The organism is Bacteroides sp. MSK.20.12 (assembly GCF_019052435.1).
Lineage (GTDB): Bacteria > Bacteroidota > Bacteroidia > Bacteroidales > Bacteroidaceae > Bacteroides > Bacteroides xylanisolvens.
In genome coordinates, this window is sequence record NZ_JAHQVH010000008.1 from 25,456 (window position 1) to 37,777 (window position 12,322).

Annotated in this window: 10 protein-coding genes and 1 pseudogene; 6 read left to right on the forward strand and 5 right to left on the reverse strand. The window is 38.7% G+C overall.

Going from position 1 to position 12,322, the window contains the following annotated elements; genetic code table 11:
* Window positions 1-7 precede the first annotated feature (7 nt).
* The 3 genes from KTR06_RS06210 to KTR06_RS06220 form a co-directional block, all read right to left on the reverse strand.
* Entirely contained in the window at window positions 8-4,009 is a 4,002-nt protein-coding gene (locus KTR06_RS06210) for a two-component regulator propeller domain-containing protein (protein ID WP_117809960.1), read from the reverse strand.
* Window positions 4,010-4,273: 264 nt separating this feature from the next.
* The gene (locus tag KTR06_RS06215) at window positions 4,274-4,519 is read right to left on the reverse strand and encodes a DUF4248 domain-containing protein (RefSeq protein WP_004313513.1); all 246 of its coding nucleotides are present in this window, start codon (window positions 4,517-4,519) and stop codon (window positions 4,274-4,276) included.
* 142 nt (window positions 4,520-4,661) lie between these two features.
* Window positions 4,662-5,141, reverse strand: coding sequence for an HU family DNA-binding protein (locus tag KTR06_RS06220; RefSeq protein ID WP_004313515.1), 480 nt, complete (start codon window positions 5,139-5,141; stop codon window positions 4,662-4,664).
* Between the two features lie 330 nt (window positions 5,142-5,471).
* On the opposite strand from KTR06_RS06220, the gene KTR06_RS06225 reads away from it, so the two are divergent.
* Genes KTR06_RS06225 through KTR06_RS06235 form a run of 3 tightly spaced genes read left to right on the forward strand, consistent with a single transcriptional unit; the run spans window position 5,472 to window position 6,439 of the window.
* Window positions 5,472-5,738, forward strand: a complete 267-nt coding sequence (locus KTR06_RS06225) for a DUF3791 domain-containing protein (protein ID WP_217290075.1) — start codon at window positions 5,472-5,474, stop codon at window positions 5,736-5,738.
* A complete protein-coding gene (locus KTR06_RS06230; RefSeq protein WP_115484963.1) occupies window positions 5,735-6,226 on the forward strand; it encodes a DUF3990 domain-containing protein in 492 nt (163 codons plus the stop codon). Before KTR06_RS06225 ends, KTR06_RS06230 begins: the two co-directional genes overlap by 4 nt.
* A gap of 9 nt (window positions 6,227-6,235) precedes the next feature.
* Window positions 6,236-6,439, forward strand: a complete 204-nt coding sequence (locus tag KTR06_RS06235; RefSeq protein WP_049702082.1) for a DUF3791 domain-containing protein — start codon at window positions 6,236-6,238, stop codon at window positions 6,437-6,439.
* Between the two features lie 37 nt (window positions 6,440-6,476).
* Here the strand turns inward: KTR06_RS06235 and KTR06_RS06240 are convergent, their stop codons facing one another.
* Complete coding sequence (locus tag KTR06_RS06240) at window positions 6,477-7,076, reverse strand: DsbA family protein (protein ID WP_015531404.1); 600 nt, start codon at window positions 7,074-7,076, stop codon at window positions 6,477-6,479.
* Between the two features lie 595 nt (window positions 7,077-7,671).
* On the opposite strand from KTR06_RS06240, the pseudogene KTR06_RS24465 reads away from it, so the two are divergent.
* Window positions 7,672-8,463, forward strand: a pseudogene (locus tag KTR06_RS24465) (hypothetical protein).
* A gap of 116 nt (window positions 8,464-8,579) precedes the next feature.
* Here the strand turns inward: KTR06_RS24465 and KTR06_RS06250 are convergent.
* Window positions 8,580-9,308, reverse strand: a complete 729-nt coding sequence (locus tag KTR06_RS06250) for a GntR family transcriptional regulator (RefSeq protein WP_008024915.1) — start codon at window positions 9,306-9,308, stop codon at window positions 8,580-8,582.
* A 142-nt stretch (window positions 9,309-9,450) separates the two neighbouring features.
* On the opposite strand from KTR06_RS06250, the gene KTR06_RS06255 reads away from it, so the two are divergent.
* Together KTR06_RS06255 and KTR06_RS06260 are read left to right on the forward strand one after the other, a co-directional pair.
* Entirely contained in the window at window positions 9,451-11,181 is a 1,731-nt protein-coding gene (locus tag KTR06_RS06255) for a class I mannose-6-phosphate isomerase (protein WP_120069519.1), read from the forward strand.
* A 30-nt stretch (window positions 11,182-11,211) separates the two neighbouring features.
* Window positions 11,212-12,312: an ROK family protein gene (locus KTR06_RS06260; RefSeq protein WP_120069489.1), complete on the forward strand. Its 1,101-nt coding sequence runs from the start codon at window positions 11,212-11,214 to the stop codon at window positions 12,310-12,312.
* The last annotated feature ends 10 nt before the right edge of the window (window positions 12,313-12,322 follow it).

Here is a 12,322-nt window from a genome sequence, read left to right on the forward strand (position 1 = left end):
TATAAATTTATTCCGTGATTCCCTTTTGGAACTGTGCCGGTGTTATCCCGAACAGTTCTCTGAATCGTTTAATGAAATAACTTGGAGAGTTGAAACCTACTTCATAAGCTATTTCCGAAATCGTCTTAGTATCTGACTGAATAAGCAGCATTTGTGCTTTTTTCAACCTGACGTTTAAAATAAAATCATTCGGCGTCTGTCCTGTTATTCCTTTTAGTTTCAGGAATAACTTGGTACGTCCGATGTTTAAAGCCTGCGCGAACATGTTCACATCAAAATTAGGATTATCGATGTTCTGTTCAATACAGCTCACACATTGTTCCATAAATTGCTGGTCTGCACCATTGGTTGCCAAAATATCTACATTGTTATCCATTTGTTTAGCATATTTTTTCTGTAACAGCTTTCTGCCGTTCACCAGGTTATTACAACGCATAAACAAATGTTTCACATTAAAAGGTTTAGTGATATAGTCATCCGCACCCATTTTTAACCCTTGTATAGTAAATTCTTCCGCAGTCTGTGCTGTGAGCAGTATGACAGGTATGTGTGAAGTTTCAAAATTACTTTTTATCATCCGGCACATTTCTATTCCGGACATCTTGGGCATCATGATGTCACTAAGCACAATATCAGGTTGCACTTCTTTGGTTTTTTCAAAACCTTCTTCACCGTCTTGGGCTTCATAAACCGAGTATACTTTGGAGAATAAACGTACTAACAGCTCTCGTAATTCTTCGTTATCTTCGACAATCAGTATTTTACTCGAAGGTTCTTCTGTCCTGTCAGAATTTTCATCCTCCGGTATCTCTTCCGTTATTTTTTCATCATCCATCTTCAGTAATGAAATGCAGTATGAATCAATATCAGGAGTCTCCACTTTTTGTGAAACCGAAATATGGCTGTCTCCCAAAGGTAGCTCAACGACAAATGTCGTCCCTTTCCCTTCCCGGCTTCGGGCACCGATTTTTCCTTTATGCGCTTCAATAATACTTTTTGCAAGCGCCAGGCCAATGCCTGTGCCTTTCTGGTTGTCCAGACTGTCTACTTGATAGAAACGGTCGAATATCTTATTCAGATTTTCTTCGGCAATGCCTATTCCCGTATCTGAAATAAGTATCATAACGCTGTTTTCATACTCTTGTACCGATAATGAAACCGTACCTCCCAAAGGTGTATATTTAAAAGCGTTCGACAACAAGTTATAAATAACCTTTTCCAGTTGCACTACATCAAACCATACATCCAGCGAACGATCTTTATTAAAGTATTCGAAAATAATCTGTTTGCCTCTGGCGTATTCTTTGAAGGACAAATAGATTTCATCCAGAAACGAATAAATATCCTGCTTGCTGTATTTAAACTTCTCGAATCCCTGTTCTTGTTTTCTAAAATCAAGAAGTTCGGTAATTAAACGTTTCATACGTAGTGTATTTCTATGTATGCCTACTAATTTGCCGTATACTAACGGTTGAATATCATTCCGTTCCATTAGCATTTCCAACTGACTTACAATCAGAGTAAGCGGAGTACGGAATTCATGTGATATATTGGTAAAAAAGCGGAGCTTTGACTGGTTCAGTTCTTCTATCTGCTTTTTTTCTTTCTTCTCATATTCGAGCGAGGCCCTCAATTTTAGTTTGGAAGAATAGAAACTTACTATTATGTATATAGAAATAATTATTATAATGCCATAAAGGCAGTACGCCCATGTCGATTTATAGAAAGGTGGTTTTATCACAATATCTATCTCCTTACAAATACTTTCCCTTCCGGAGTATTCTTCAGAGCTTTTTATTATTAGCTTGTATTTACCCGGATTCAGGTTTGTGTAAGTGATTCCTTTGCGATAACCGGCACTCATCCATTCTTTATCAAACCCTTCCAGTTTATAGTAAATCCGATTTCTTAATACTGATACATAGTTTGATAACGAAAAATTAACTGTGATGATGGAGTGATTATGGTTCAGGGTGATTTGCGGTTGATATAAGATTGACTCGGAAAGGATGCCGGAGCCGTCATTGGGTAGTATGAGTTTATTGTTAACTTCCAATGAAGTAAAGTTCAGCTGATAAGGTTTAACATAAGAATTCAGTTCTTTTTCGAAGAAAGAGATCATCATCTTAGGTCCGGATAGGAATATTTCATTATCATGGGCGACAAACAATCCGTAAGGATTCAATGCTGTCATCGGAAAACCATTTTGTTTGTTATAGTTATAAAACCGTTCGTTTTCCATGTCAAACCGTGAAAAGCCCTGATTGCTTGCTATCAAAAGATAACCGGAAAGAGATTCGTTTATATCCAGAATATAATCGTTAATCAAATCTGAGTTTTGTGAGTTGAACGATTTGAATGTATTCGTTTCAGGTTGGTATAGAAATATCCCGTCTCCGGAAGAACCAGCCCATATATTCCCTTTTTTATCCTCGAAAAGTACGTTTATAAGGTTGCTTCCTATAACTTTTTCGGAAGTGTTGGGAACAAAATATTCATCCCGTTTATGAGTTGCTATATTATACTTTACCAGTCCCAAATAATAGGAAAACCACAAATTGTTATGCTTGTCGAGATGCATATCAATGATTTGCCTGTTGTTGAGTTTGCTATCCGTTAATAGTTTGGTACATTCTCCGGTTTCCGGATTAAATAAACCGATGCCGTTGTGGGTAGCCAGCAGCAAGTTCCCTTTATATGGAATAATTTTCCGGATTATATCATTAATCAATGTATTCTTTTGGCCGGGAACATGTCTGTAGTTGGTAAACTTTTGTGTTTTCAAGTTTAACTTATCCAATCCTCCTTTTAACGTTCCTATCCATAGTATCTGATTCTTTTCGTCCAGATATAAAGCTTGAATTGTATTGGATGCAAGTGAATTACTTTGATTACTGTGTTTATATTCGATAAAGCTCTTGGTCTTTCTATCGAGATAATTCACTCCTCCGCCTTCTGTTGCAATCCAAATACCACCTTTGGAGTCCTCTTTCATTCTTCCGGCAAAAGGGGATGTCAATTTACCTTTTTGTGATTCATCGGGATAATAGTAGGTATAGATTTCATAATCGGGATTGAATAGATTGATTCCACCGTAGTAGGTACCTATCCAGAAAGTGCCCTGTTGATCTTTCATCATACAAATGATGGAAGAATTGCTTAGGCTATAAGGCTTGTTGTCTTCGCTGTAATGAGTAATATTGTTGGTGGTATCCAGTTTGTCCAAACCTTTAAAAGTGCCTATCCAATAATTGCCCTGGTTGTCTTCAACAATACAACGGATATAATTGCTGGAAAGTCTGTTTTTATAAGGTCCGTCCTTATAGTTGATTTGTACGCCATTTCTGTCCAGGCGGAAAAGTCCGTCATCCTTAGTTCCTACCCAAATATTCTTTTTGGAATCTTCATAAATACAGGTTATATCTTTCTCGGGAAGATAATTAAGCCATTTCTTATTACTATCTATTATGTACAAGCCTTTATTCATCGTTCCTACATACAGGTTGCCTTCATGATCTTCAGTGATGCATGATATGCGTACACTGTCCAGGTGGTAATAATACTCTAGTTTATCTTCTTTTCGGTTGTATGTAAACAATGAATCTCTCGTACAAACCCATAGCCGGGAGTTGCCGTAGTCAATGGCCTGGATATTGTTGTTACGGATAGTATGGAAAATGTTTTTCCTGATATCATATTCTACTACAGCATACTTGCAACGGATATAAATATGACCGTTTTTATCGCCACAGATAGTGCCTATGTTATTATTGTACAAGCTGTTTTTATCATTCTCAATCGGGCGGAATATATGGAAATCAGTACCGTTGTATCGATTCAGACCATCTTTGGTTCCTATCCAGATAATACCGAATTCATCTTGATAAATAGACGTGACTGTGGGTTGTGAAATACCATTTTCTACTCCGATCGCTTGGAAGTGTATATTTTGTCCAAACGAAAGAGTAGAAATTAATAATAAAAGAAATGGAATATACTTCTTATACATACAATGGACTCCTTTAATACAAAACAAACTTATGAATTATTTTCGGAGTATACCAAGTAAAACAGCTTGTTTAACTAATGCAATCTTCCTGAAATAATCGGTTGGTAACAAAGGTAGTGTTGGGTAGTCGTTTTTAATATAAGAATAGGACGATTATATATCAATATTGTACGCAATCGGCGAATAATCCTTTTCTATTGATTATGTGGCTTATTTAAAAGCGGCAGGACAGCTGTAATGATAAAACCAGTATTCTGGACATCCTTATGGAATGTCCAGAATACTGGTGATGATTTGTACCTGCCGGGGAGTAAACGTTCGTGTACGCGGATGATAACCTGTGGCAGTTAATAACTGAAGCAGTTCTTTATTTATTTTAATCCATTTGGTGAATATGCGTATGGCGCAACGGGGTGTAATGTTCGGATTGTACATACAAGCCAATTCCTTTTTCTTATAAGTTTTAATGCGAAACGGAATTTCTTCCTCTTCTGATGGCAATTCTTTCATGTTGATATTTTAATGTTTTAAGATGTGGTAAAGATACAAAATAAAAAAGGCGTTGTCAAGTCTTTTGCAGGAATACTTTGGGAAACAGTATCCGCCCGTGGGCGGGTACTGTTTCCCTGCTTTTAAAGGCTGATGATTAATCTTATGCTGCCGGGTCCGGTGCTTCTCCTTTGCCGTCATCCGGGTTTGGATTCGGGTTGGGGTCCGGTTGTTCTGGGCTGATGGAACCATCATCGGAAGCTACCGCTTTTTGAACACTGACTTTACTTAGCATCTCTTTGAATTTGTAGCCCGGAGTGAAAATGATTTTCACTCTGCGTATCGTATCGCTATCTACCTCTTTTTCAGTATCCTGACTTTCGCAATTCATACCAGGACGGAAGCATCCGAAATCTCCTAATTGAACAGAGATGCCTTTTCTAAGGTTGAGATTTAATGTATCGATCAAAGCATCGAGTACAAATTTTACCGCTCCACTGGGGACCATTCCGACTTTGGTGATTTCCTCGCACAAATCTCTGAAATCCACCGTATTGGTGATTACATTTTGTGCTACATACTTTTCAGCTTTAGTTTTATCAAAGCCGAATGTTCTTTTTTTAATGACGTATCTAAGTGCCATAGTTTTTTGTTTTTTAAATTAGTTACTTTATTTATCAATTCTCTTTGTGATCACGATGCAAAGATACTATGGGCACTTTCCGGGGAGGTGCTTTAACGGTCCTAGATGTACGTACTTTGATTCACTTTTATTTATTTTGTTTGTATGCCTCTGATTTATAGATTCTTATGTCTTCTACTTTAATAGCCATTTCCAAATAGGGAGTATTTCAATCAGTTTCACGATACTCAAATGTTCTTGATAATCATAAAATATGCCGAAAAACGATGAACGTTGCAAGAATAAACACTATATTTGTACATATTACACTAAGATAATAGAGGTATAGCTATGCTACATTCAAGCCAATCAGCCCCCGTTGTTGATGGCAAAGTCATGGAGTTTGTGATTTTTGCCATTGAGAGTGCCGCCCAGAAGTTGGGTATTCCGGCTCCTACTCTCTATAACCGTTTGGAAAAACTGAATCTTATCCGTCAATACCTGATAAGTGGATATGACATGCTTCACACCCAGAGTCGTGAGTACATAGCCGATACGTTGATAGAAGCTCTTGAAAACTGGGAAGCCTACTATAAAGAAAAAGGAGAATTTGTATGAAAGTCTATCATGGTAGTACGCAGGCCGTAGAATATCCTTTGGTCGGTGTCGGACGCGAAAACCTCGACTTTGGTAAAGGATTCTATGTAACAGATATCTATGCCCAGGCTGAACGTTGGGGAGCTGTCATGGCATTACGCCATCCTGGTAGCACATCTGTAGTAAACATATACGAGCTTGATGTTGAAAAGATAAATTCATCCGGATACAAATGGCTTCACTTTGACGGGTATAACAATGATTGGTTGGAATTTATTGTCAGTAGCCGTTTAGGAAAACAGCCATGGTTGGAGTACGACATTGTGGAAGGCGGTATTGCTAATGATCGGGTTTTCGACACAATAGAAAATTTTATGGAAAACCAGATTACTAAAGAAGTAGCTTTAGGACGTTTGCGTTTTGAGCAGCCCAACAATCAGTTATGCATTCTCAATCAACGTCTTATTGACGAGTGTCTCTCTTTCAAAGAATATATAACAATAAAATAAACTACGTTTATGATAGATGTATTAGTATGGAATAAATACACTCGTGTGGTGATGCAATTAGCGGAGCGTTTGAATATTTCTCCCGAAAAAGCATTGTACTTGTTCTATAACAGTAAGGTATACGCATTGCTTCTTAATAAACAATACCCGCTTATAACATTGAGTGATGCCTACATCACTGATGAAATCATACTTGAGTTACAACAGCAATAATCCTGTTGTAACTCTTAATTCTACTTGTTCCAAGAGTTTATACCTTTATATATACAGTCAACTTTCCAACCCCTTCTTTCCGTATTATTCCGTCAGTGATAAAGGAATTTAATTCTTCAATAGCCACTTTTTTATTTCGTCCTGTCAGATGGCTATAATCTGTCCGGCTGATGAATAGGTGATTTTCCAAGTATGTGTTGAGGCGGTCGCGACACGTCTCACGGGAGATACTATTTTTCTTAGGGCGTGTGATAGATTCTCCTCGTTGCAGCCTCATTTTGTCGCCTACTTCTTTCTTGAATGGACGACTTGCGCGGAAATTAATATTTTTCATTTGGACAGACGCTGCCCGAATTTCTTTTTTATCTTTAACCGGCGGACATTGCAACGATGTAGAGAAGAATCCGAAGTTTCCCATTTCTACATTCCAACCGTCGGCTAGTAAATCCCGTGCTTCATTGGCAAAGGCTTCCATGGCTCCTGCCAATAAACTTCTGCTGATACCGGTAAATTTGTGGACACGATCCAGAAACTCTTCTTTATCTACGGTTCCTTTGGAGACAATACGGGCATGTAGCGGTTGTTTCTCTTCTTTGTTTGGACTAGGAGTCTCAAATAAGTCATATATTGCACTCATATACTAATGTTTAGTGGTTTTATAGTTACTGTTAAATCGTTCTACAGCTGTTGACTTTTAGTTCCACAGTTGTTTCCCTTTAGTTCCACATCTGTTATTGTTTCGTTCCATATTTGTGGAACGAATTGATGTGTGCTACAAAAGTAGCTAGTTTATACAAGAGAGAGGTGCTTTAATTGTAGAGTGGTTTCTTATTTGAATAAGATAACTAATTGAAGCCTGTCTATTTATATACATACGCTTTAATTATACAATCATCATTCTAAACATTTATGCCTCTCTCTTGTTATTTTCCGAAAAGTATTTGTACCTTTGTCATTGGAACGTAGCATGCCTTTGTGGTATGCGATTGTGCGTTTCCTCGGTGAACAGGAAATCGTAGCGGATTTTTTTTCAGACACCGGGAGACGCCTGTACTTCTATGACTTCTCATAGGGTACGGGCTGTCTGCCCGTGTCTGAAAGGTAGCCGCTACTACCTCCTGTTTGCGGGATTGTGGCAGCTCCGTACTCTTTTATAATAAAAGGTACGGAACTAGTTGATATTATTAATCTAGTTCCGTTTTTTTATGTCAAATTGGCTCACAACAAAACAGATGTCTGAAAGACGCGACATTCAAGAAGCTATTCTAAAGAATTGGGCAAATCTTGGATACATTACGAGTTCCCGAATCAACGATCAGTTGTTTTTGGATGATGAGAGTTTGGATGCTTATCTGGAAGCTCATAAAAGACTTGGTTTAGAAGCAGGTTACCTTTCTAAAATCGTAGAAGAAAAGAAACTGGAACGGGACTTTATCATTTCAAAATACGATGATCTACTATATGTATTGAGAACACAGAAGACTTGTAAACCTCTATATGAAATAATCATTCGTGAACTGGCAGCATTGATTCTTCACCCTGTTACCCGCGATATCTTCTATTCAATTTCTACAGGAGAATCAGTAGCGAAAGTGGCTGATCGGCATCGAATTACCTATGGGAAGACATTGCAAATGTATAACTCTATACTTAAAGGGTTGAATTTGAAGAAAGATATATTGGCTACTTATCGAAAGCGTGCTATCGATGCTCGTTTTTTATCTTTGGCAGACAATAATAAGAATATAAATGTTGGGCAGGAGGAGTGGATACTTCAATTGCCTGTTTGTAAAGTAGCTGATACCCGGTTGGCTAATATCTTGTATAATCAAGATGTTCGAACGGTAAAGGACTTATTGGAAATCGTATCGGGAAGAGGTTGAAAAAGTCTGTTGAGAATAGAAGGAGTAGGAAAAACTTCCTACTATCATTTATTATCCAAACTTCAGATGATAGGTGTTGTGGATGAAAGTCTGGATCGGATTCTTGCCGGATGCTCTAATGGTAAGTTCGATAATAAATGACGGGTAGGACATAATTATGGAAAGAGAGATGATATAAAGAGGTTATTTTAAAGGAAAGATAGAGATTTCAACTTCTAAAATAGCCTCCTTATATTGTATATGTATGAACATAAGGTTTATCTTTCTGCCTCTATTGTATAAGTAAAGCTGTCCGCCCGGTAATATCCGACGTTGTATTCAATAGGTACTCCGTTCACATCATAAACAAATCTTTTCCTTATTAATATAGGGTCATTGGATTTTATCTCCAGTTTCTCTGCAATAAATTCTCCTGCAAGTCTGGCTGAAATCTCCTCCTTGCTGGTTTTTACTACTATATTATATTGGGTTTCCAGCATTTCGTATAAGGGGCGTGTATAATCTTCCTCTCCGGTCAGTGGAATATTGGGGTTGAAATAAGAGATGAAGTAAACAAACGGATATTCTTTTTTTCCTCTGACGCGCTCCATCACTACACAGCGAGTGTCGGGACTGGAACCTAAATCAAAGAACGTACCGATTTCTTCGGTTGGACGCTTTAAACTGATATGCAGCTCGAAATTGCGAATCTCTATACCTAACATCTTCATTTCCTGTGAGAAACTAAGCCAGTTTTTTACTCCGCCTACGATACCTTTCTTTACTACCTTCGTTCCGTAGCCTTTCTTGCGTACCAAAAGCCCCTCAAACACGAGCTTGTTGATAGCTTGTCTCAATGTGTTCCTTGAAATATGCAATTGTTCAGACAATTCGACCTCGTTGGGAAATAGCTTCCCGTTTTTGTACTCTTCAGATTCTATGAGTCTTCTTAGTATCTCTTCTGCCTGAATATGAAGCGGTTTATCACTATTATGATCTAATTTCATATCTATCCTGATTGGTTTATTTTCAGCAAATATAAGATTTATCAAAAAATAATCCAAGTTTTGTTTGGAATAAAAATAAAATCTATATATTTGCACAATTGAAAGTATGTATGAACATATAAAATTTAAAAACGCTATAAACATGAGAAAAGCTAATTATGATAAATTTCCTTCTACGAAGCTGACGGGGATGCTTGTTCAGGGTTGGGATATTATCATTTCTATGTTAAAAGAGAAAATGGATGCAAGAAAAGTGCTGGCTGTGGATTTATATACAGGAGTATATGAAGAAGAAGTGCTGGATGCTTTTTCAAAAGAATTCTCCGGAAGAGTGATGAATGTACGTGATTTGATGAAGCCGGAAAAAGAAATTCAAACGTTGACAGAACGCTTCATGACTGAAGATGTATTATTCGGCTATGTCACCAATTTGAAGCTGGAAGATTATTTGGATGCGGATAAGGTGGCTGCTGCACGGAAACAAATCAGTGAAGCAAAAGACGCCATTGTAATCATAGGTACGGGTGCTTCTGTTGTTGCTCCGCAGGATGCGATGGTGGTTTATGCGGATATGGCACGTTGGGAAATCCAACAACGTTTCCGTCGGCATGAGGTAAAAGCTTTAGGTATAGACAATCGGAACGATGCCGTTTCTTTGCAATACAAGAGAGGGTATTTCAACGATTGGAGAGTATGTGATAGGTATAAGGAAAGATTGTTTGGCAGGGTAGAATTCTGGATTGACACCCATGTGGCCGGGACACCGAAGATGATTGATAAGGATACTTTCTTTAAAGGGGTAGAGGCAACGGTGAACACACCGTTCCGGGTAGTTCCTTTCTTCGATCCGGCTCCCTGGGGTGGTCAATGGATGAAAGAGGTTTGCGACCTGGATCGTGAACGCGAAAATTTCGGCTGGTGCTTTGACTGTGTACCTGAAGAGAACAGCCTTTATTTTGAAGTGAATGGAGTGCGCTTTGAACTGCCTTCGGTTGATTTGGTTTTACTGAAAAGTAAAGAGTTGCTTGGTGAACCGGTGGAGGCACGCTTTGGAAAAGACTTCCCTATTCGTTTCGACTTTTTGGATACGATGGGCGGAGGTAATTTGAGTTTGCAGGTGCATCCTACTACTCAATTTATCCGTGACAGCTTCGGTATGTACTACACGCAGGATGAAAGTTACTACATGGTAGACGCGGAAGAAGATGCCGTAGTTTATCTGGGAGTGAAGACAGGAGTGGACAAAGAAGCGATGATCGGCGATTTGCGTAAAGCACAAAAAGGTGAACTGGTGTTTGACGCAGAAAAGTACGTAAATAAGATTCCGACAAAGAAACACGATCACTTCCTGATTCCGGGAGGAACTGTTCATTGTTCCGGTGCCAACAGTATGGTGCTTGAAATCAGCTCGACTCCGAACCTCTTTACTTTCAAACTATGGGACTGGCAACGCTTGGGACTGGATGGAAAACCGCGTCCGATCAATGTGGAACGTGGTAAATGCGTTATCAACTGGAATCGCGATACGGAATATGTGAATGAACACCTTCGCAATCAGTTTAAGGAAGTTGCTTCCGGAGAAGGTTGGGTGGAAGAACGTACCGGACTGCATCCGAATGAATTTATCGAAACTCGTCGCCACCGTTTCTCATCACCGGTGTTGCATCACACAAACGATAGTGTAAATGTACTGAATCTGTTGGAGGGAGAAGAGGCCGTAGTTGAGAGTCCTACTCATGCTTTTGAACCTTTCGTGGTGCATTATGCTGAAACATTTATCATTCCTGCTTCTGTGGGTGAATATACAATAAAACCTTATGGAAAGTCCTGTAATAAGGAATGTGTCACTATCAAGGCGTATGTCAGATTTTAGTAGTTGAACTTTTTAAGCCTAAAATAGTATATGTATGAATATGATAAACGGGTCGTTTTGACCCTGGATGCAGGAGGAACAAATTTTGTGTTTTCTGCCATTCAAGGAAATAATGAAATGATAAGCCCAATAAGTCTTCCGGCGGTTTCTGATAATTTAGACGAATGTTTGGAAGTATTGGTAAAGGGGTTTGATAGAGTAATAGCTGCTATATCAGTTCCTCCGGTAGCAATAAGTTTTGCTTTTCCGGGTCCTGCTGATTATAAGAATGGAATTATTGGCGATTTGCCCAATTTTCCTTCATTCAGAGGAGGTGTTGCATTAGGTCCTTTTTTAAAGCATAAATACAGAATTCCGGTTTTTATAGAAAATGACGGAAATCTGTTTGCTTACGGTGAAGCCTTATCGGGTGCATTACCTATGATAAACAGAGAGTTATCTTTAGCTGGTTGCAGCAGGGAATATAAAAATTTGATTGGTATAACATTGGGAACGGGATTCGGCGCAGGAGTTGTTATAGATAAAGTCTTATTGACCGGAGATAATGGTTGTGGAGGGGATATCTGGCTTATGAGAAATAAGAAATATCCAGATATGCTTGCCGAAGAAAGTGTTAGTATACGCGCTGTGAAAAGAGTGTATGGCGACTTGTCCGGACAAAACTCTGCCTCATTGAGTCCAAAGGATATTTATGACATTGCTGAAGGTATAAAGGAAGGCAACCGTCATGCAGCAATCACAAGTTTTAATGAACTTGGCATGATGGCAGGTGCTGCTGTCGCTTCGATGCTGAATGTTGTGGATGGCCTGGTGGTTATAGGTGGTGGGGTTGCAGGCGCATCAAAGTATATATTGCCTGCTCTGATAACAGAACTTAGAACACAACTGACTACTTTTTCGGGAAATAAGTTTCCATGTGTTTCCATGGAGGTATATAATGGAGAAGATGAATCGGAAAGAGCTCGCTTTTTGAGTTTATCTGATAGTCAGGTTGTCATTCCAGGTACTCGTTTGACTACTACCTATCATCAATTAAAACAGACCTTGGTACTGTGTAGTAAAGAAGGTGCCAGCCGCTCTATTATGCGAGGTGCTTATGCCTATGCGCTACAAAAAATAGACTTAACGTAATATTCGTAAA

Bases quoted from the DNA above. Each gene is read 5' to 3' on its own strand.
- KTR06_RS06210 (WP_117809960.1), bottom strand. From the start codon at position 4,009: ATGTATAAGAAGTATATTCCATTTCTTTTATTATTAATTTCTACTCTT.
- KTR06_RS06215 (WP_004313513.1), bottom strand. From the start codon at position 4,519: ATGAAAGAATTGCCATCAGAAGAGGAAGAAATTCCGTTTCGCATTAAA.
- KTR06_RS06220 (WP_004313515.1), bottom strand. From the start codon at position 5,141: ATGGCACTTAGATACGTCATTAAAAAAAGAACATTCGGCTTTGATAAA.
- KTR06_RS06225 (WP_217290075.1), top strand. From the start codon at position 5,472: ATGCTACATTCAAGCCAATCAGCCCCCGTTGTTGATGGCAAAGTCATG.
- KTR06_RS06230 (WP_115484963.1), top strand. From the start codon at position 5,735: ATGAAAGTCTATCATGGTAGTACGCAGGCCGTAGAATATCCTTTGGTC.
- KTR06_RS06235 (WP_049702082.1), top strand. From the start codon at position 6,236: ATGATAGATGTATTAGTATGGAATAAATACACTCGTGTGGTGATGCAA.
- KTR06_RS06240 (WP_015531404.1), bottom strand. From the start codon at position 7,076: ATGAGTGCAATATATGACTTATTTGAGACTCCTAGTCCAAACAAAGAA.
- KTR06_RS06250 (WP_008024915.1), bottom strand. From the start codon at position 9,308: ATGAAATTAGATCATAATAGTGATAAACCGCTTCATATTCAGGCAGAA.
- KTR06_RS06255 (WP_120069519.1), top strand. From the start codon at position 9,451: ATGAGAAAAGCTAATTATGATAAATTTCCTTCTACGAAGCTGACGGGG.
- KTR06_RS06260 (WP_120069489.1), top strand. From the start codon at position 11,212: ATGTATGAATATGATAAACGGGTCGTTTTGACCCTGGATGCAGGAGGA.